Source organism: Pseudoalteromonas sp. S3260 (assembly GCF_005886925.1).
Taxonomy (GTDB): Bacteria; Pseudomonadota; Gammaproteobacteria; order Enterobacterales; family Alteromonadaceae; genus Pseudoalteromonas; species Pseudoalteromonas tetraodonis.
On sequence record NZ_PNCV01000083.1, the window covers coordinates 45,685 to 64,632 of the forward strand.

Annotated in this window: 19 protein-coding genes, 2 tRNA genes and 1 pseudogene; 11 read left to right on the top strand and 11 right to left on the bottom strand. The window is 39.2% G+C overall.

The window, feature by feature from the left end:
- Positions 1 to 608: 608 nt before the first annotated feature.
- The 4 genes from CWC14_RS19195 to CWC14_RS14185 all read left to right on the top strand — a co-directional run bounded on the left by CWC14_RS19195 (position 609) and on the right by CWC14_RS14185 (position 2,061).
- On the top strand, positions 609 to 749 hold the full coding sequence (locus CWC14_RS19195; RefSeq protein ID WP_008113257.1) for a hypothetical protein: 141 nt from the start codon (positions 609 to 611) through the stop codon (positions 747 to 749).
- Between the two features lie 226 nt (positions 750 to 975).
- Positions 976 to 1,066: transfer RNA gene (locus CWC14_RS14175), tRNA-Ser, on the top strand.
- 53 nt (positions 1,067 to 1,119) lie between these two features.
- Positions 1,120 to 1,212: transfer RNA gene (locus CWC14_RS14180), tRNA-Ser, on the top strand.
- 360 nt (positions 1,213 to 1,572) lie between these two features.
- A complete protein-coding gene (locus CWC14_RS14185) occupies positions 1,573 to 2,061 on the top strand; it encodes a DUF4124 domain-containing protein (protein ID WP_013463692.1) in 489 nt (162 codons plus the stop codon).
- On the opposite strand, the gene CWC14_RS14190 is transcribed toward CWC14_RS14185, so the two are convergent.
- Complete coding sequence (locus CWC14_RS14190; RefSeq protein WP_138563492.1) at positions 2,045 to 3,169, bottom strand: aminotransferase class V-fold PLP-dependent enzyme; 1,125 nt, start codon at positions 3,167 to 3,169, stop codon at positions 2,045 to 2,047. The genes CWC14_RS14185 and CWC14_RS14190 overlap by 17 nt on opposite strands.
- Position 3,170: 1 nt before the next feature.
- A complete protein-coding gene (locus CWC14_RS14195) occupies positions 3,171 to 4,340 on the bottom strand; it encodes a PrnB family protein (protein WP_138563494.1) in 1,170 nt (389 codons plus the stop codon).
- A gap of 136 nt (positions 4,341 to 4,476) precedes the next feature.
- Between CWC14_RS14195 and CWC14_RS14200 the strand changes: the two genes are divergently transcribed.
- The 3 genes from CWC14_RS14200 to CWC14_RS14210 all read left to right on the top strand — a co-directional run bounded on the left by CWC14_RS14200 (position 4,477) and on the right by CWC14_RS14210 (position 8,963).
- On the top strand, positions 4,477 to 4,932 hold the full coding sequence (locus CWC14_RS14200) for an Lrp/AsnC family transcriptional regulator (protein ID WP_138563496.1): 456 nt from the start codon (positions 4,477 to 4,479) through the stop codon (positions 4,930 to 4,932).
- Between the two features lie 73 nt (positions 4,933 to 5,005).
- Positions 5,006 to 7,732 carry an ATP-binding protein gene (locus tag CWC14_RS14205; protein ID WP_138563498.1) on the top strand — a complete coding sequence of 909 codons (2,727 nt, stop codon included), beginning with the start codon at positions 5,006 to 5,008 and terminating at the stop codon, positions 7,730 to 7,732.
- A gap of 91 nt (positions 7,733 to 7,823) precedes the next feature.
- Complete coding sequence (locus tag CWC14_RS14210) at positions 7,824 to 8,963, top strand: GNAT family N-acetyltransferase (RefSeq protein ID WP_138563500.1); 1,140 nt, start codon at positions 7,824 to 7,826, stop codon at positions 8,961 to 8,963.
- Here the strand turns inward: CWC14_RS14210 and CWC14_RS14215 are convergent.
- The gene (locus CWC14_RS14215) at positions 8,940 to 9,530 is read right to left on the bottom strand and encodes a DUF938 domain-containing protein (protein ID WP_069438746.1); all 591 of its coding nucleotides are present in this window, start codon (positions 9,528 to 9,530) and stop codon (positions 8,940 to 8,942) included. The two genes, CWC14_RS14210 and CWC14_RS14215, sit on opposite strands and share 24 nt — an antisense overlap.
- Before the next feature lie 193 nt (positions 9,531 to 9,723).
- Here CWC14_RS14215 and CWC14_RS14220 point away from each other — a divergent pair, with 193 nt between their 5' ends.
- The 4 genes and pseudogenes from CWC14_RS14220 to CWC14_RS19785 all read left to right on the top strand — a co-directional run bounded on the left by CWC14_RS14220 (position 9,724) and on the right by CWC14_RS19785 (position 12,536).
- Positions 9,724 to 9,909 carry a hypothetical protein gene (locus CWC14_RS14220; protein ID WP_013463685.1) on the top strand — a complete coding sequence of 62 codons (186 nt, stop codon included), beginning with the start codon at positions 9,724 to 9,726 and terminating at the stop codon, positions 9,907 to 9,909.
- A 215-nt stretch (positions 9,910 to 10,124) separates the two neighbouring features.
- Entirely contained in the window at positions 10,125 to 11,504 is a 1,380-nt protein-coding gene (locus CWC14_RS14225; RefSeq protein ID WP_138563502.1) for a class II fumarate hydratase, read from the top strand.
- A 107-nt stretch (positions 11,505 to 11,611) separates the two neighbouring features.
- Positions 11,612 to 12,130: a hypothetical protein gene (locus tag CWC14_RS14230; RefSeq protein WP_171036857.1), complete on the top strand. Its 519-nt coding sequence runs from the start codon at positions 11,612 to 11,614 to the stop codon at positions 12,128 to 12,130.
- A 10-nt stretch (positions 12,131 to 12,140) separates the two neighbouring features.
- A pseudogene (locus tag CWC14_RS19785) lies at positions 12,141 to 12,536 on the top strand (hypothetical protein).
- A gap of 15 nt (positions 12,537 to 12,551) precedes the next feature.
- On the opposite strand, the gene CWC14_RS14240 reads toward CWC14_RS19785, so the two are convergent.
- The 8 genes from CWC14_RS14240 to CWC14_RS14275 form a co-directional block, all read right to left on the bottom strand.
- Positions 12,552 to 12,737: a hypothetical protein gene (locus CWC14_RS14240; RefSeq protein WP_138563504.1), complete on the bottom strand. Its 186-nt coding sequence runs from the start codon at positions 12,735 to 12,737 to the stop codon at positions 12,552 to 12,554.
- A 64-nt stretch (positions 12,738 to 12,801) separates the two neighbouring features.
- On the bottom strand, positions 12,802 to 13,122 hold the full coding sequence (locus CWC14_RS14245) for a hypothetical protein (protein ID WP_008113280.1): 321 nt from the start codon (positions 13,120 to 13,122) through the stop codon (positions 12,802 to 12,804).
- Entirely contained in the window at positions 13,119 to 13,757 is a 639-nt protein-coding gene (locus CWC14_RS14250) for a hypothetical protein (protein WP_013463680.1), read from the bottom strand. The genes CWC14_RS14245 and CWC14_RS14250 overlap by 4 nt, the downstream gene beginning before the upstream one ends.
- A gap of 71 nt (positions 13,758 to 13,828) precedes the next feature.
- Complete coding sequence (locus tag CWC14_RS14255; protein WP_036980772.1) at positions 13,829 to 14,521, bottom strand: PspA/IM30 family protein; 693 nt, start codon at positions 14,519 to 14,521, stop codon at positions 13,829 to 13,831.
- 24 nt (positions 14,522 to 14,545) lie between these two features.
- Positions 14,546 to 14,959, bottom strand: a complete 414-nt coding sequence (locus CWC14_RS14260; protein ID WP_004335098.1) for a YjfI family protein — start codon at positions 14,957 to 14,959, stop codon at positions 14,546 to 14,548.
- 80 nt (positions 14,960 to 15,039) lie between these two features.
- A complete protein-coding gene (locus tag CWC14_RS14265) occupies positions 15,040 to 16,761 on the bottom strand; it encodes a polyamine aminopropyltransferase (protein WP_138563506.1) in 1,722 nt (573 codons plus the stop codon).
- Between the two features lie 4 nt (positions 16,762 to 16,765).
- Positions 16,766 to 17,665, bottom strand: coding sequence for a DUF350 domain-containing protein (locus CWC14_RS14270; protein ID WP_075170889.1), 900 nt, complete (start codon positions 17,663 to 17,665; stop codon positions 16,766 to 16,768).
- A gap of 25 nt (positions 17,666 to 17,690) precedes the next feature.
- Positions 17,691 to 18,623 (bottom strand): CHAD domain-containing protein, encoded by a 933-nt coding sequence (locus CWC14_RS14275; RefSeq protein WP_138563508.1) that lies wholly within the window; start codon positions 18,621 to 18,623, stop codon positions 17,691 to 17,693.
- Positions 18,624 to 18,948 lie beyond the last annotated feature (325 nt).

Sequence of the window (18,948 nt, forward strand, 5' to 3'; positions counted from 1 at the left end):
ATAGTAAAATACAAACCAAAGTATAATCTTCACTTCGCTCTAGATCACTTAGAATGCCGTCCGAGCTGATGATTGTAAGCCCAAATTGCAACATATTAAAACCACCTCTTTTTAAGTTTTAAATTCTTGAGGCGGTGCGATCCCCAGTTAGAAGCGTTTTAAAGCGTAACTAACTCCAAAGTGCCTAGTAACCTAGGCACTTTTTTTATAATTTAAAAGCCTCGCAACACTCTTTTTTATCGTTTATTTACTGCTCTTCTCTGATAAATAATTAACCACCTATAAATAGCATGTTAAATCTTTGAACGAAGTAAAACCCAACCCGTTAATACAAAATAATTTAATCTGAATAACTATTCAAAATAATCTATTTATAAACATATTAAAATTAAAAAAACTGAAAAAACCCCATATAAAAGTGATATAGCACACGACTATAATGAATAAATATACAAAATCAAAAAAATGCCATTAAATAGCAAATCAAAAAAAACACTTTCAGATTAAAAAAACTAATACTTCACCAGCAATTTTTATCGCTTTATTTTTAACCAACCTACGGGCAAAATGCACATGTTTTCAACAGACACAACCTTGGAGCGAATACAATGAACCCAATTAATACATTAAACCAAACAGCCACAACTCACGTTGCAGTTAAACCAACTAATCGCAAAGCGAGAATGTTAGCTAAACTTAACCGTTACGGAAAAAAATTAGCACTTGGCGGTGCAATTCAATACAAATAATCACCCAACCATGATTTTTGTATTGCTGCAGCAAACACCCAACCACTAAATGAAATTTCTTCTTTAGCTCCATCTGTTTGCTGCCAGCCCCCTCCTCATAGCTAAAAATCATCTTTAATTTTCATAATTTACAAAAAAAACCGCATTTACGCTCACTTTTTAAGCAAACGATCTTTTTGCTATTTACACAGGCAACTCACCTAAGTATTATCCTGCATCACGACGTGGAGAGATGGCAGAGTGGTCGAATGCACCGGTCTTGAAAACCGGCAGGGGTTTATAGCCCCTCTAGGGTTCAAATCCCTATCTCTCCACCACTTATTTGTATTAATTGGTTTTTTCCGATTGATAACACGCTGAATAATGCGTCGGAGAGGTGTCCGAGTGGCCGAAGGAGCTCCCCTGCTAAGGGAGTATAGAGTTTGTAGCTCTATCGAGGGTTCGAATCCCTCCCTCTCCACCATTACTGATTACAAGCCACTTAATTGTGGTTTTTTTATGCCTAAATTTTAACTCCGTTAAGAAATAGGGAGGGTGAGCACCCTCGACAGGGTTCGATAAAATGTCTGGAACATTTTAGGCCGCTGCAAGCGTCGCGCAGCGATTAATTACAGGGATGTAAGTAAGTCTATCCCTCCCTCTCCACCATTACTGGTTACAAGCCACTTAATTGTGGTTTTTTTGTGCCTAAATTTTAATAGCCTCTATTAATTTGCACTTTTTATAACGCAGTCGCGAGCGCATGCTAATAAATTAAACAAATTGTATGGTGTCACAACTTAGTGCATTATAAATGGTACTTTAAACCAGCTTAGGTTTAACCATGGCAAAGCTAATATTACTACTATGTTGTTTGGGTGCCTGTGCTGCTAGCATGGCAAATGAAGTGACGGTTTATAAATGTACCATTAAAGGAGTGCCTACTTTTAGTCAAACTCCTTGCGCTGAAGACGCTCAAGTGATCACGCTTAGAAACGTCAACATCATGCAAACAAATACGCCACAATCTGAGAACACACCAGTTGCCGATACTTCTGTTGACGATTATCTAGCGGTGCAACAAATAGAGCGTGATATTGTGCAGCTTGAGCTTAAGATTAAACAATACCAACAAGAATACGCACAAAAAAAACAGCAAATCGATTACATGACCCAAGATAAAGCAAATCGCTTAGGAGCCAGCTCAATTGCGAATGCCATTACCACTGAAACGGCGGCACTTAAGCAGCGATTTGACCCACAAATCAAGCAAGCACAACAACAAATAGAAGCACTCACTCAAAAAAAACAGCAGCTTAGTCAGCAGCCCTAAGTATTTGTTTCACAACATCAATAAATGTTTGTATCTCTGGCGCTGTATTATATATGTGAGGTGAAACACGGATGCCGAGTGTACGCACATCAACACTTATTTTTGCAGCCTCGAATGCCGTTAATACACTTTGCTGATGCTCAGAAAACTGCAAAATAGCGGTGCCACTACATTGCTCTTTAGCGCTAGGTGACATTAAAAAAGCGCCCAATTGCTGCTGAATTAACTCAAGTAACATCAAGTTGTGCGATCTCACTTGTTCAACGCCAAATTCAACAATATATTCAATACTATCAGCGGCAATAATATAAGGAAGTACCGAGGGCGTACCGCCCCAAAACCTTAGTGTTTTAGCGTTATATTGAAAATGCGCAATATCAAACTCGAATGGGTTTTGATGTGAAAACCAGCCAACATCTTTTGGTTCACATTGTGTTATTTGCTTTGGATTTACCCATAAATAGGCCGCACCTGGCCCTCCGCATAGCCACTTCACACTTGAACCAATCATAAAGTCAGCATTTAACGCCGTTAGATCGACAGGGATAACCCCTGCCGATTGCGCCACATCAATTATTGAGAGTGTATTCGTGACTTTACTCAGCGCCACAATATCGTTTATGGGAGCTTGTACACCCGTATTAGAATAAACATGGCTAACAAAGACCCCATCAATCTCTGAGGTTAAATATCGCTGCCATACCTGTCTATCACTCAAGTCTTCATGCTCAGGGATGTAGCGTATTTTTGCACATTCAGGCAGTGCTTTTTGCATTACAAACCCCATACTTGGAAAGTCGGCCTGCGCCATTAATACTGTACACTGTGGTTTATTAAATACGGGGTGTGACATAACCAATTTGGTTAAACCACTGGATAAATTAACCTGAGGACAAAATTGCTCACTAGGCGCATTAAACAACTGCCCTAATGCCTCAGTAAATCTTTCAATGGCGGGTAACCACTGTTGCCATGGCTCTTTTACACTTTCTTGCCAAGGAGTAAAAAAATGTTCAGTAGCATTTTCTAAGCTCGTTTTTAATGGGCGGCCAACAGAGTGGCTTAATAAATAACAACCCTGTGGCATACAAAAATCATTTTTAGCCATATTAATTAATCCACTGTTTTAGCGTGTTTAAATCATCAAAGCGCGTATTAATATCGTCACGCTTTGCCGCGGCACGCCTATCTCTTAACTTAGCTAATGAATCGAGCAGTATCGGTAGAGGAGGTCCACTGGCGGTTACTTTACTCATATGCTGTTGTTGCATGTGCTGTGATGGCTGAGCAATAAACTTTTCCACCAGCTGATTATGATGACCGATAGCGGTGTCGCCATGTAATTTACACACTTGAATAAATAGTTTGCCGTGCTTTTGAAACCAGTCTGTATTTTTATATTGTTCGGCCTCTAAAAAATCATCCATTAGGCTTTGCATACGCATGGCTTCACGAAGTATTTGTTGATCCTCTGGCATCATATATAAAAATTTATCCACCAGCATTTGCGAGTAACTCGGCTCATTGGCACTGCAAAGCCCTAGCAGCATATCAATAACATTAATACCGGCAAAGTCTCCCGCATTTGCACCACGGTAAACCTCTTTACCTACCCTGTAAGGCTTGTAGTATGGGCGTACACAATTAAAAAAACGTTCGGTGTCTAGCTGAGTGTATAAGGCGTTATTCGACGCTATTACATCCATTAATGCCGTTTTAACCACCTCAAGTAGTTCAGCCGTGACTGGGTGTGAAATACCTAATGGCAGTATTTTTAGTAAAGCATCACTCGCGCGCTTATACGCTAAAATACCTTGGGTGTTGTAATCTAAAAACAGAGCTTCATCATCAAGATTTGTAAACCGTTTATAGGTGCCATTAATGGCCTTATTATGAGTGGTTAAATGTGCGGTGGCAAAACGAGGAGTTACTCCAATAGAAGCACCAATATGCATAGCAAGCGCCGATGCTTCTATCAGCGGTGAACTATTCTCTCTGCTTGGCTCTGTAATTTCATGTCTACGACAAGCCGCCATAAACAAACCGACATTACCAAGTAAATCAAATGCGCTATCAAATCCTTCGTCGGTATTACCTTCGGCTAATAAATCGCTGATCAACGCATTACCTTGCTCTTTCAAGGTCTGCTTTAAGTTATCCCCGACCCCTTCAACATTTGCTTTATCATCTTGTTGCCAATACAACTCTTCTAATTGAGAGTTTAGGGCAACAAACTCAGACCTAATCCAATTATCAAATTTAGCAGTGTAAGAACTCATGACTACATCCTGTTATTATTATTTTTTAATGCTAGCAAAGATCCCAGAGGTTAAAACGCTAAAAAAAATAGTAAAAGCAGTTATTGTTAGCAATAATCACTATTACTAGACAAATAATTAATAAGATTCTATAGCCATGTTAGATAATAAAGATCAGCAGCTACTCGTTGCCTTGCAGTCGCAAGCCCGAATGTCGGTATCAGAATTAGCCAATACCATTAATCTCTCGGATACTCCTACTCTAAGGCGCATTAAAAAACTTGAGCAAGAACAGGTTATTATTGGTTATCACGCAGCTATTAACCCTAAGTCACTCAATCTTAATGTACTGGTTTATGCTTTCGTGCGACTAAGTCAAAACTCGGTGAGTGCGGCACAGCAATTTGAGCAGCATGTAGAAAAGCTAGCCCATGTACTTGAGTGCTCTGTGATCTCAGGTAGCCACGATTATTTACTGAAAATTATTTCTCAGGATTTAGAAAGCTATGAGCAGTTTGTAAAGCACCAACTGGGAAGCTTAAGCTGTATCGCCAACATAGAATCAACCGTTGTATTAAAGCAGTCATTTAGCAAAAAACAGTTACCACTTTAAAAAATAATACTATTTAGTACTGATTCGCTATACTGAGATTCAACTATAAAAATAATATTAAACAAGGATGCATGTGAAGATTTTTCGTTCAACATCCAGTTCTTCTGCTTTTTACATATTGTTTGCGGTGGCTTATTTTGCAACTGGTAAGTTATTAACTAATTTTGCCTTCCAATCACAAGTAATCCCTATCTGGCTCCCTGCAGGTATTGCCCTAGTTGGCTGTTTTATCTGGTGGTGGCGTTTTATTCCGGCATTATTTATTGCCTCTGTCGCCTTTAATTTAAGTACCGGTGATAACGTTATTACTGATCAAGTTTTAATTGGCAATACATTAGAGCAGGTGTTACTAATCGGCTTTGGTGCTGTACTACAAGGGATGATTGGCGCAGCTTTTTTAAAATACTGGCTAGGTCATCCGCTGTTTTTAAAGAAGCGCCAATCAATAATTTATTTTATTTTTATCGTTGGTATTGTCGTTAGCCTAATATCGGCCAATATTGGCGTCTATGCTTTAAGTCAGTTTAACCCTGCTTACAGTATTGATAATCATTGGAGAAATGTTACTTTTTGGTGGCTTGGTGATTCTCTTGGTGTGCTGATCGCAACTCCTTTTATATTGGCGTTATTACAACCTAAATTTAAACGACATTACTTCACCCCACTACCTACCATCGCAGTTTGCTCGGTATTATTCATCTCTGTAGCTTTTACCACAAAGCTATATAATCAAGAGAGTTATTCAAATGCGATACAAATTGCCAAACGCGAAACATCTATCATTGAAAACAGTTTACTGAGCAATTTAAACCTCAGTCAAATAACCGTACAAAGCCTTGCAAGCCAAATACAATCAACACCGACTTTAAGCAAGCAAGAGTTTGATAGTTACAGTGCTCAACTATTGGCTGAGCATTCATTTATTAAAGCATTTTCATGGAACCGCAAAATTAACCAGGCTCAGGTCAGTGACTTTAACAAACAGCTTGATGAAATTTATAATACACACAACTTTGTTCCGAGCATTAAAGGCGCCCCATTATCAAACAACGATCCATTGGTGATTATCACTTATATTGCTCCTTTGTCAGAAAACCAATCCGCCATAGGTTTTAATCTCAACTCTCGTAAAGATCGTCGTGAGACTTTACTCGATCCACGTATCAAAAATCGCCCTGTCGGTACTAAAATAATTCAATTAGTTCAAACACAACGACCTGAACCCGCGTATTTATTATTTTCTCCTGTGTATCAACAAAATAATGAGATTGCATCAATTAAAGGCTACGCAACAGGCGTATTTTTAGTGAAAAACATACTTGCTCAATCGCTTACCAAAGCACAAAATAAAATGTTTAATATCGCTATTTATGAAGCCAATGCTATTAATCCGTTTTATTCAAACGTCGAAAACAAACCAACCAAAAGCAATAAACTTACAACTATCGAAATTAATTTTGCAGGACAAACATGGCTAGTAGATTTAGCGATTAAAGATGAATTCTTACCGCATCAAACTAATAATATGACACTCTTTTTACTTATTTTACAGGTCATTGTAAGCTCACTCATTTTACTTATATTACTGTTGTTTAATCATCAACACCTTGCACTTTCACGTTTGGTAGCAGAGCGTACTCGCTCTCTCGTTAAGGCTAAACAGCATTCTGATTTGGCAAATCAAGCTAAAAGCCGGTTTTTAGCAAATATGAGCCATGAAATTCGCACCCCGCTTAACGCTGTGATCGGCTTTTCAACCTTAGCTAAAAATGAAGATAGTCCTGAAACTCTTTCTGATTATTTAAATAAAATTAATTTAGCATCTAACTCATTATTAAGTTTAATCAATGATGTACTCGATATCTCTAAAATTGAATCACAAAAACTAACCTTAGAAGTTGCTCCTTTTGATTTGAATGCTCTTCTTGCTCGGATCAGTAGTATGTTCGAGCAAAGCGCTGAACAAAAAGGTATTAACTGGAAAGTTGATAACCAATTACCAACCGACATTTGGTTTGAAGGTGATGTTATGCGAATTGAGCAAATTTTATTAAACCTGTGTAGTAACGCTATTAAGTTTACTTACGAAGGTGAAGTAAGTATTAGCGCATACAGCAAGGAGATCGCCGATAAACGTCATCAAATTACCTTGGCTATTAGGGACTCGGGTATCGGTATTGCGCTATCAGAGCAAAGTAAGTTATTTGATGCGTTCACCCAAGCTGATAGCTCAACATCACGTAAATTTGGTGGGACAGGGCTTGGTTTAGCAATCGCAAAAGAACTTAGCTTATTAATGTCTGGAGATATCAGCGTACAAAGCGAGCCAGGTAAGGGCTCTACTTTTACTCTGTCTGTCGAGTTAAATACATGTGCAGCACAACAAGTAACGTCAAAGCACACACACCAGCATGTTAATTTAAGTAAACTAAAAATACTGGTTGCAGAAGATAACAGCGTCAATCAATTAGTCATAAAAGCAATGCTTAGCTCTTTAGGGATTACACCAACACTAGTGGAAAATGGCGAATTAGCAGTAGAACAAGTTAAAGTAAATGACTTCGATTTAGTATTAATGGATTGCCAGATGCCGATTATGGACGGTTACCAAGCCACCGCCTTGATACGTCAAATGAAAAGTACTGAGCAATTACCAATTATTGCCTTAACTGCTGATGTAATGCCTGAAGATAAAGCCAATGCCTTAGCAATTGGTTTTAACGAACATCTTGCAAAACCTCTCGAACTCGATAAGCTCATACAGTGCCTATCTCAATATATTGCGCCAGATAAACCATAAAGATTTATCGAAAATAGAAAACCAAATATGGCTGTCGCACTATTACCAAAATTAATCAGCAACCCACTTAAAAAATAGTAGGCAAAGCATTATGAGCCACTTTTCACATCAATGGTTTAATAGCATCAACCAAATTGACGCAACACAATGGCATTATTTTTTTGGTAATGACCCTTTTACTCAACACGCTTTTTTATATGCACTTGAGCAAAGCCAATGTGTAAGCGCAAAAACAGGTTGGCAGCCTCACCACTTAGCCGTTTATGAAGACGATAAACTAGTTGCCCTTGCCCCTGGCTACTTAAAAGCGCACTCCTACGGTGAATATGTATTTGACTGGGCATGGGCTGAAGCTTATGAAAAAAATGGCTTAGATTATTACCCTAAATGGCTATGTGGTATTCCCTTTAGCCCGATTGAGGGACAAAGAATACGTATTATGCATAGCAATCCAAAGCTAGTGTATAAGTACATAACAGAGCAACTTAAAAGCCACTGCGTAGAACAGGCATGGTCAGGCTGGCATGTAAACTTTTGCGACAAAGCACAAGCCACCCATCTTTATGATACCGGTGCTATGCGAAGAATCGGCGTGCAGTTTCAATGGTTTAATAATAACTTTAAAGATTTTGACGATTTTTTAAAAACCTTTAATGCCCGAAAGCGTAAAGCCGTTAAAAAAGAGCGCGCTAAAATCACAGAGCAAAATATCAGTATTGAATGGCTCAAAGGCGAGAAAATCACTACCGCTACAATGCAGCTTTTTTGTGAGTTTTATCAACGCACTTATTTAAAACGATCGGGTCATTTAGGCTACTTAAACAGTGATTTTTTTAGCTTGTTACACGCTTTAATGGCTGACAAATTGCTCATTATGCTAGCCAAAAGAGACCATAAAGTGATTGCCGCCACATTAAGTTTAATTGGTGACAATACCCTTTATGGGCGTTATTGGGGAGCAAGCGAAGAGGTTGATTCTCTTCACTTTGAGCTGTGTTACTACCAAGGAATTGAATATGCGATTAAGCATAATATTCACTGTTTTAATGCCGGTGCTCAGGGTGAGCATAAAATAGCACGCGGCTTTCAACCCATTACTACTTATTCTGCTCATCATATTATTCACCCCGATTTTAATCATGCTATTGCAGATTACTTAAAACGCGAACGCCAACATATCGATATTTATAAACAACAATGCAGCACTTTATTGCCGTTTAAAAATGAGTAACTGATTATTTGCAGGCATCGCAGTATCGCTAAGTAACTTAAGCCCAGATTGCACTGCAAGTTGCTCAACCGCTTCGAAATCACGAATACCACTAAGCGGATCGCGACTTTGCAATAAACTATTAAATTCATCATTACTGGGGCTGGTAAACTCCCCTTTATATTTGAAAGGGCCATATACACACACCACCCCTTGCTGGTTTAAGTGCTGATTTACTCCAGCAAAAAAACGCGTAATTAACTCCCAGCTCACTATGTGAAAAGTGTTAGCAGTATATATCGCATCCACTTTATTTACTGGCCAAGGATCGTTTAGATCAAGCAATAAAGGCGGATGCAAGTTTGCCAGTTGCACCTCATCATGCCATAACTTTATTCCTTGATGATTAACCTCTCGATCACTGGTATACCATTGTAAATGTGGCAATTTTTTGGCAAAGAAAACGCTATGCTGACCCGTCCCCGAGCCTATCTCAAGTACTGATGCTGCATTTTGCAATGCAGGCTGCAAAGCCTTAAGTATATGATTTTTATTATTTTCGCAGGCTTGTGAAAATGGTTTGGTCATACTGATGCACCTAAATTGCAAATGAATGCACAATAGTAAAACAAATTTCAACTATTCTGTCGTGAGTAAATTGACCAAAATAATAAAATAACTTTAATTTCAATACGTTAAATTATATTTACCGAGCTGGTACGCTATATGCTTTTATTAAATTACTCACTTAATGAGTACTAAACGACAAAAGGATAACATTATGTATATTTCACCCTATACCGCCGTAGACGCTGTAATGGCAATTACCGATAAAAGCCTAGATAAAACGAGTCATGAAACAGATTGTAGAGCAACGGTTATCGACTTACTTTCTCATGTAAAACACACTCAAAAGGCACAAAACAAACATGAAACAGACCAAATATTTATTCTTGGCTACAATTAAAGTTCTGTTTAGCCTTATGACTGGCTGTTTATATAAATACATTATTTAAGTCGACTTAAAATCCGTTTAAGCCGACTTTTTAGTTTTAATCCCACTTGTTAACTTGCCTTGACGCCCCCTACTTTTTAGCTATACCGTTGTAAATAGCAATAACAGCACCATATCTTTTTTATAGCGTAGTTTAATGTCATATATTCTCTTTTTTAGGAGTACTAATGAGTAACTTTAGAACAGAATCAGATAGCATGGGCACACTCGACGTACCCGTTAACGCACTTTATAAAGCACAAACCCAACGCGCCATTAATAACTTTACGATTAGCAACCTCACCATGCCACAGCAATTTATTATTGCTTTAGCGTATATAAAACAAGCCGCAGCATTAACCAATTTAAAGCTGGGCCATTTAGATAAAACAAAAGCAAATGCAATCGAGCATGCCTGCCAAGAAATTATTGATGGTCAGCATTATGAGCATTTCCCCGTTGATATTTTTCAAACGGGATCAGGTACCAGCTCAAATATGAATGCCAACGAAGTTATTGCAAGTTTGGCTTCAAAACATGCTAATCAACCTATTCACCCTAACGACGATGTGAATATGGGACAAAGCTCGAATGATGTTATTCCCACTGCAATCGCCTTAAGCAGTGCTATCAGTGTTGATAAAAAATTACTGCCAGCACTAGCAAACTTAGCCGACGCCTTAGAGCAGAAAAAAGCAGGCATCGGTCATATAGTTAAAACTGGGCGCACTCATTTAATGGATGCAATGCCAGTGACCTTTGAGCAAACACTCAGCGCATGGCAATCGCAGGTAAAGCACGCAGCCAGCGGTATTGAGCATGCACTAATACGTGTTTGTGAACTGGCTCAGGGGGGAACAGCGGTCGGCACAGGTATTAATGCCGACCCACAATTTGCCGCTCTATTTGCCAAACAGCTAAGTGAAAAAGTAGGGATTAACTTTATCCCCAGTGATAACTTTTTTTATAATATTGGATCGCAAGATGCCATTGTGGCTTTATCAGGGCAGCTGAAAGTCTATGCCGTTGCGCAAATGAAAATAGCCAACGATCTACGTTGGATGAATTCAGGGCCGCTTGCGGGACTTGGTGAAATAGAGCTTGAAGCATTGCAGCCTGGTTCATCCATTATGCCTGGCAAAGTGAACCCGGTGATCCCAGAAGCCGCTGCAATGGCTAGTGCGCAAGTAATCGGTAACGACGCCACAATTACCGTAGCAGGCCAAGCTGGCAACTTTGAGCTTAACGTAATGCTACCCGTGATTGCTTATAATATCCTGCAAAGTACAGAGATACTTGCTAACAGTGCGCAAGCACTAGCGGATAAAGCCATAACTAGCTTTAAAGTTAATCAAGCACAGATTGATAAAGCGCTGACTAAAAATCCTATTTTAGTTACTGCACTCAACCCAGTTATTGGCTATGAAAAAGCAGCAAAAATTGCCAAACAAGCTTACCAGCAAGCAAAGCCAATTATTGATATCGCTGAGCAAGAGACAGACCTATCTCGCTCAGAATTAGAGGCATTACTCAATCCAGCTAAATTAACCCAAGGTGGGTTAATGTAAAAACGCCATTAATGGCGCTTTAATATATTGATAGTAGAGTTTTTATTGCCGTAATAAATGCACCGTGTATGATAGTGATGAATAATTCATCACTATCAGGAACGATTATGCGTACTCCATTACTCGCTCTACTGCTACCGCTTTGCTTAACAGCTTGCTTAGAAACCACCTCAAATGAAACTGAGCAAACTAAAACCAATACGGTAGAAAACACGTCTACGCCGATACCACAACAAAAACTACCACAAGCGAATAGAGAAAATAAAATAGCACAGCAACTACCGGTTGATGCTGCAAAGGAAGTGTCGCTTGATGATATTAAAACAGCAAAAAATAAATTAAATAACCTCATAGCAGATAAACAATGTTCAACTAGTTCACAGTGTAAAGTCAGTGCTGTTGGTAGCCGTGCCTGTGGTGGACCAAGTGATTACATTGTGTACTCTACACAAAGCGCACCCCAAGAGCAGGTTTCAGCCCTAAGCGATACTATCACTCAATTAGAAAGTACCTATAATGTGCAAAAAGGCATGATGAGTATTTGCCAACATTTAACTGCGCCAAGCACTCAGTGTGTTGAAAATAAATGTGTTAAACTTGAAGGCTCTGCGGTAAGTGTATTTTAAAGATTAGATTATGAGTTGTTTGTCATCCGTAATTAAGCTATCAGCTACCTGTGTTGTTATGACTATGCTGCTTAGCGGTTGCAGTAGTGCACTAACATCAAGCAAAGCTCAAAACGCGAGTGAATCTGTTTTAAATACTCAACTTAATGAGCTTACAAGTAATAAAAGCTGTACAGCCAGCTATCAATGTTAGGTGTTGGCTCGCGTGTCTGTGGGGGGCCGAGTAAGTATGTTGTGTGCTCAACATTAAATCACTCTCAAGAACAAGCAGAGCAATTAGCGCAAAAAAATCACTGAGCAAGAACAACTAGATAATGCAATGCTTGAGTTCAAAGACTGTTCACCAGTGTTAGAAGTCCACTCTTTATGTATTGATAATCAATGTAAAACAGTTAACTACCAGTAGCAGTTCGTTTCGGTGTTAATCTAATAGTGGTATTAACACCGAAATAACCACCACCATGAAAATACACACACCTGCCTTAAAAATGTATTCCAGTGGCATTTTTTTCTGTATCCAGTAAGCATATATAAAACGCACGAAGTAGCTTGCCGCCGTGCCAAATAAAGCAAACATGAGTAAGTAGGCAATCAATAAGATATTCACAGCGGCACTTTTTTAGAAAATAATAGCCCCAGTGTAAGTATTTTACATAAAGAAGGCAAAAGGGTTACTTAGTCTTTTTTGTATGCTCAATGAGTAACTCTGCTACCTGTTGCTTTACCGCTCTTTTATCATCTACTGCCACTTCAAACCGGCTAGCCAATTGCGCTATTTCGTCATCATTTAAATTAAACGATAGTCGTTGCCGTGTTTTTTTAGACTTTACATCAAGACCTAAAATTTTACGGATCATATCTGAGGGAGTGAGCTCTTGATCGATAGCTTGTTTTTTTATCGACTTTTGTACCTCACTACTCAAATCAAATGCCATTTGCGTGGCGCGCACAGCTTGCTCTTGGCGCAACCACTTGTCTTTAGCATCACTCACTGAGCATCTCCAGGAAACAAATCAACAATATCGCTAATTGGGCGAGTTAACGTCAGTGAGACTTCTGTTTCACCTCCCTCCCAAATCTCTATATTAACGCTATGCCCTTCATCAGGAGAGGCTAAGCAAATCATTTCGCATGGTTCACCACCTTCTTGCTCATAGCGAGGCAGCGTTTGGCCACGAAAGTCTTTATTATGAAAATAACATACATAAGGCGATTCACTTTGTTGATAGCTTTTCGCTAAAAATTGCATAAAACGCTCAGGGGTATTTTGTACCGTGATATGTGTTAACGACTCTTCATCAAAAATACGCGCAAATTCATCAAGACCAAAGATCTCTTCAACTTCATCACGCTGAATTTTTATAGAGAAGTTTGCCCACTGTTCGCCATCATTTTGCTCTATTTGTAAAAACACCACTTGACCGGTGTTAGTTTCAAGTACAAATTCAGTATCACTGCTGTGTTGGTACTGATACGTTTGCACATCAATAACGCGCAACGTTTGACCTTTAAGCCAAGAAGGATAAGCAAACGAATCAATGACCGTAAACATGTCGCCTTTTTTAAGGTCACTCGCGTGATTAAGCTGACGTTCTGGCTTTTTTTTAGATTTGAAAAAATTAAACATATAAGGTGCCTCTGTAAGCAAAAAAGGTAACGGAGCGAAACTCGGTTACCTTTTTAATATGGTTCTAAATGTTAGCTATTTTGCTTCGCTTTAATGCGCGCTAAAATATCAGCACTTTTTGGATTTGTATCACCAATACCCGCTTCAGCCATTTTAGCTTTTAAATCGTCGCCATTAACATCTGCTTCTAGAGACTTTGCAGCACCTAATTGATCAGTACGGTCTTGTTGGCGTTGCTTAATACGCTCAAGCGACTGACGCGCCGATGTCATTGATGAATTATTAGTATTAAGCGTGCTGTTTACAGCCATTGTCGCTTGTTGAACGCTTTCTGTGGTTTTAACCATAGTAAGCTGACGCTGGTTTTCTTTAATTGATTTTTCAGCATCTTTAACTTGCTGCTTCAATGTCACTATGTGATTAGTAAAGCCCGCTAATACTTGCTCGTGTTCAGCTTTCTCAGCTTCAAAGTCACCAATTTTTTCTGCAATTTCTAATGCTAATGCTTCATTCCCTTTTTCAAGGGCTTGACCTGCATACGCTTCGTGCTCAGCAATTGATGCATCTACTGCGCTAATTTTACGCTTAGTTTGCATCTCTTTAGCCATTACTTCTGTCAGGCTTTTTTTAGCACGATTCAGTGCATTTTGTGCATCGGCAATTTCTTGTTCAAAAATACGAATACCGTTCGCATCAACAATTGCTTCGCCTGCTTCACGGGCGCCGCCACGTACTGCTGTAAATAATTTTTTTAAAATACTCATAATCTTAACTCCACTAACTAGCTACTAATCGTTTAAATATAAGGTCACGGCTTCTAGTGCATCTATAGCGTTATCAGCTAATGTCACTAGTTCGTGGGTAACATCATCTAGAGATGAATTTACCGACAGTGCACCAAAAATCGCGTATTTATTATCGATCTTAGCAAATGCACTCAGTGGAATCGGCACGTTTAAACGTAATAATGTTTCGTTTAACTCGTTGCGTAATTCACTCTTTACTTCATCTTCGTCAAACAAGTAGCTAATACATAGTAATTGCTCTTGTGTTTGAGTAACAAAAATTGGAAGTTCGTCATTTCCATCAACAATGACTTGTAAAACATCTTGCTCACCTGGATTGGCAATCAAGAAAGACTCAAAGTTAGCACCCTCGGTTTCAAAAGACGCTAATTTTATTGAAAGTTCATTTAATTCCATGTCTCTGCCTTTTCGTCATATGACATATTATGTCTGAGTTAAGATTCGCATGATCGACATATTATGTCAACCATGTTTTATTAATTTTTATACAATTCACTTTCTATTTGCCAAGCTGCTCGGTAGTAATCGTACAAGCGACCAGAACCTAACCTATTGACTTCAATATCGTTCACTTGTTCAAAATAGTTATTAGGAAATGCAAAACTCGCTAATAAATATTTTTTACTAATCCATCGAGACGGGACTGGCATATCGGTTATATTACTAATACGTGTACTAGGTGACTGCCCCATTTTAGTCGCAATAGTCCAACCCCATTGACCAAACGAAGGGATGTTTTGCTGGTACTGCTCTACATAATCAAAGCCCGCGGCTTTCACTGTTTTAGCAATACTTAAAAATGCCTTTTTCGCATGATAAGGTGATGTTGACTGTACAGCCATAGCACCATCCGGCGCCAATAATTGGCGTACATGATTATAAAAGTAATCACTGTACATCTTATTCAGATCGGGGTGATTAGGGTCTGGCAAATCAATTAAAATAGTATCGAACTGCTTTGACTGATCCAGTAGCTTTTCGACTTCTAAAAATGCATCACCTACAATAATATTTGCTCGCGGGTCATGCATCGATTCATTATTGAGTGCCACCAATCGCTGTTTAATCTCTTCTGGCGGTGTAAATTTATCGTCTTTATGGCCAAATAAATTCAGTAGCTGGCCATCTAAATCAATTAATGTAACTTCTTTAACCGGCCACTTTAATACATCACGCATAGCCAATCCGTCACCGCCACCAATAATCAAAACACGGTCATGACGATTAGAGGCGAGCATTGCAGGATAAACAAGCATTGAGTGATATATTTGTTCATCAATACTAGAGAACTGCAAACGACCATTTAAATATAGATCAGTAATTGGCTGAGGCTGATTTTTACTTAAACGCTCTGTTAGCACCACATGTTGATACTTAGTCGCCTGAGAGTAAATAACTTTATCTTTGTATAGTACGTTACTTAGGTTATCCATCCAGCTACTACCAAACTGCAAAATAAAAGCGAATAACACCAGCAGTAATATATGGCAAACCAATAACAACTTAGCAAAGCGTACATAGCTATGGTAACGCCATAAAAAGGCAAGTCCGGCAATAATATTAAATAGCGCTGTCCAAGCGGCGGCTTGCATTATTGGCATCGCGAGCATAATACTCACCCAAATTGCCGCGCCAATACCAGCGCCAATATAGTCAGCCCCATATATAGTGCCGGCGTTATTTTCTAAAAAACGTCCATAAATATGCTGGCGAATACGCGCAATAAGCGGTATTTCCATACCAATAAATAGCCCTAATATTAAGCCAAATACATAAGGTAAAAAGCGAGACCACTCTTGCAGCTTTTGAAACACGTAACCATTAAGAATGACGTCAGGTGGAATATTAAAAATACTTGATAATAAATGAGGGAGGGAATAACTCACGGCAATAATGCTGGCAATGGCTAATATACAGCCCATACCTATGAGCGCAATAATACTCTCTAGCCAAGCAAATGCGGTGAAGGCATCTTTAAACCAACGCGCTAAAAATGCACCCATCCCCATAGCTACAATCATAGTGCCTATCATGGCGTAAATTGCACTCTCAACTGAGCCGAGTACTCGGCCAGCGTAATGAGAAAGTAAGTATTCATAAATAAGGCCGCATCCTGCGAGTACGGCCATAACAGTGATTAGTAAAATATCATGCCCAAATAATTTAAATTTACTTGGGGAAGCTTGAGTTGATGACACGTGATTATGCACCCAGTAGTGTGGCCATAGTGATCCCGACAGCAAATGACACAGCTGCAGAAATAGCGGCAACACCCACATTCTTTTGACGATTCACTTCATCTGAAATATTACAGCCAGCAAGAATGATTTTAATCGTCAGTAAGTGCAGTAAAATGAAAGCAACCAAACAAACAACGGCGCTTAGCGCCCAGTAAAGTAAACTCGCATTAATATTGTCAGCAGCATAAGGAGCAATGCCTGTTGCAGCAGTAATGGCTAATGCACTACCAATTAAAAAGCCTGCATAACGAACACCTACTGCTAAATTACCATCAACAATAGCCTGTTGTAGGCAGTCGCCACTTTTGTTGGTACGCTTAAATAACTGCACGCGATATTGGCTTACTAAAAGTAACACCACACTACCAATGACAAACGCAGCAATAACAATAGGGATGCCGTGCCAGCCCTCTGTTGCCACCCATAAAAGCGCAGAGCGAATAACCACAGCAACACTTACTACATGGCCAAAATCAATAATTGACGCAGTAACGTTACCTTTGACTATTTCGTTATGTAAGCTCACTTTACGCAGCGCCACTTTATCTTGAAAAAAGTGACCCAGCTTTATAAGCAGAATTGCTAATGCACCATAGCCAAGCATTAACAGAGCTTCTTTTTGTAACGTAGCAGCAAAAGCACCACTACTCACGCCCGTTAATACAATCGCAAGTGCGACTAAACCAGCGGCAAAGCTTATTCCAAATGCAAAGTTATCTCGCTCGGTAATTTCATCATTAGCATGTAAATTAGACACCCAACCTTTAATATACTTTAGGCTCACAAACAGTAAGATGATAATTGCAAAGTCCACAGACAGTGCTTGCAAAGACCACATAGTTATTCCATTAAATTCATACATATTATTCTAACTCCAACGTTATTCTTTACTTACCACGACTTACGCCGCGCGAGGTTCTGCTACTGCTATTACGAACCGATCCTGAATTACTGCTATAACTACTCGCTCTTGAGTAACTGCTGCGACTTTTAGGCGGCGTGTAACTGCTGCGACTCAAACCTGATGCACCTGTTTTTTTACTCGCATAAGGACTAGTGAACTGCTTGCCTTGGCGTTGGTAAGATTGTCGTGTACGTGTTTCTAAGGCACTTTGGGTTTTTATTTGTTTAGGGCTTGAGTAACGAGTACGACCATAATCATTGTAGTAACTGTACTTACGGCGCTTACTCCAACTTCCGTATTCAACTCGGTCAAATACATCACCCAAAATACGGTACATGCCATACCACTGCCAAAAGCTAATACCACTACTATTCGTTTGCCAATTACCATAGTTAGGGTTACCTACCATTTGGTTACCCACCCCTTGGCCTTCAGCTTTTTGGCTTATAGCACCAACTCGTGCTAAAGAACCATTCGACATATCCGCAAGCATATTTATAGGATCGGTTAAGGCATCAGAAAATAACGTTGGCTTTGCTGCCTCACGCAATAAATCAATATTGTATAGCGTATCTTCGTAAGGAGGAATTAAGTAATTACCCTTAATGTCATCAAGGCGCTGGGTTAAACCACTATAAAGCGCTCCCTGGCGTGTGGCATCAAGGCTAACAACATCAACAACTTTACTGAGTTCAGGTTGTTGCTGTTTAAGGATACGACTGTATTCTTTAAGAATAGTCGCATTGCGTATACTACCATTATCAAGTGCTTTACCAAGCTGGGTAAGCTCGACATCGGCCTTTTTAATGGACTCTTGAATTGTTTGTTGTAGCTGTTCTTCTTTAGATTGACAACCAATCAGTGCTGTAAACAAACAAAACAGGCTGAGAAGTTTCCAAGCTTTTATATTCGACATTCATGTCACCTGATTTTCTAAATTATCTTCGATAGTTTTACACAGGACAGTTATTAAACCAACAATGAAATTGCAACAAGATGATAATTTAGGGACTAGTTTAAAGTACGAGGTGAATAGCTGAGTTCAGTAAAGAGTAGCTGGGCTGATAATGATACTTCAAAACTGAGGGCTTTAGGCTTAACACTGACTTGGATTTGGAGTACGTATACTACTTTGCAGCGACAGCGCATTAGTATGTCGTGGAATTGGGTCTGCTCAATTCTCTTCCTTTAACCTAATACCTTTCACCTCGAACCTTCTTTTGTAAGCGTCCGGCCAACCA

Excerpts from the sequence above, each read along its gene's own strand:
- CWC14_RS14200 (WP_138563496.1), top strand. The coding sequence starts at position 4,477 with ATGTTAGATAATAAAGATCAGCAGCTACTCGTTGCCTTGCAGTCGCAA.
- CWC14_RS14225 (WP_138563502.1), top strand. The coding sequence starts at position 10,125 with ATGAGTAACTTTAGAACAGAATCAGATAGCATGGGCACACTCGACGTA.
- CWC14_RS14260 (WP_004335098.1), bottom strand. The coding sequence starts at position 14,959 with ATGGAATTAAATGAACTTTCAATAAAATTAGCGTCTTTTGAAACCGAG.
- CWC14_RS14255 (WP_036980772.1), bottom strand. The coding sequence starts at position 14,521 with ATGAGTATTTTAAAAAAATTATTTACAGCAGTACGTGGCGGCGCCCGT.
- CWC14_RS14185 (WP_013463692.1), top strand. The coding sequence starts at position 1,573 with ATGGCAAAGCTAATATTACTACTATGTTGTTTGGGTGCCTGTGCTGCT.
- CWC14_RS14230 (WP_171036857.1), top strand. The coding sequence starts at position 11,612 with ATGCGTACTCCATTACTCGCTCTACTGCTACCGCTTTGCTTAACAGCT.
- CWC14_RS14250 (WP_013463680.1), bottom strand. The coding sequence starts at position 13,757 with ATGTTTAATTTTTTCAAATCTAAAAAAAAGCCAGAACGTCAGCTTAAT.
- CWC14_RS14275 (WP_138563508.1), bottom strand. The coding sequence starts at position 18,623 with ATGTCGAATATAAAAGCTTGGAAACTTCTCAGCCTGTTTTGTTTGTTT.
- CWC14_RS19195 (WP_008113257.1), top strand. The coding sequence starts at position 609 with ATGAACCCAATTAATACATTAAACCAAACAGCCACAACTCACGTTGCA.
- CWC14_RS14195 (WP_138563494.1), bottom strand. The coding sequence starts at position 4,340 with ATGAGTTCTTACACTGCTAAATTTGATAATTGGATTAGGTCTGAGTTT.
- CWC14_RS14210 (WP_138563500.1), top strand. The coding sequence starts at position 7,824 with ATGAGCCACTTTTCACATCAATGGTTTAATAGCATCAACCAAATTGAC.
- CWC14_RS14270 (WP_075170889.1), bottom strand. The coding sequence starts at position 17,665 with ATGTATGAATTTAATGGAATAACTATGTGGTCTTTGCAAGCACTGTCT.
- CWC14_RS14190 (WP_138563492.1), bottom strand. The coding sequence starts at position 3,169 with ATGGCTAAAAATGATTTTTGTATGCCACAGGGTTGTTATTTATTAAGC.
- CWC14_RS14215 (WP_069438746.1), bottom strand. The coding sequence starts at position 9,530 with ATGACCAAACCATTTTCACAAGCCTGCGAAAATAATAAAAATCATATA.
- CWC14_RS14220 (WP_013463685.1), top strand. The coding sequence starts at position 9,724 with ATGTATATTTCACCCTATACCGCCGTAGACGCTGTAATGGCAATTACC.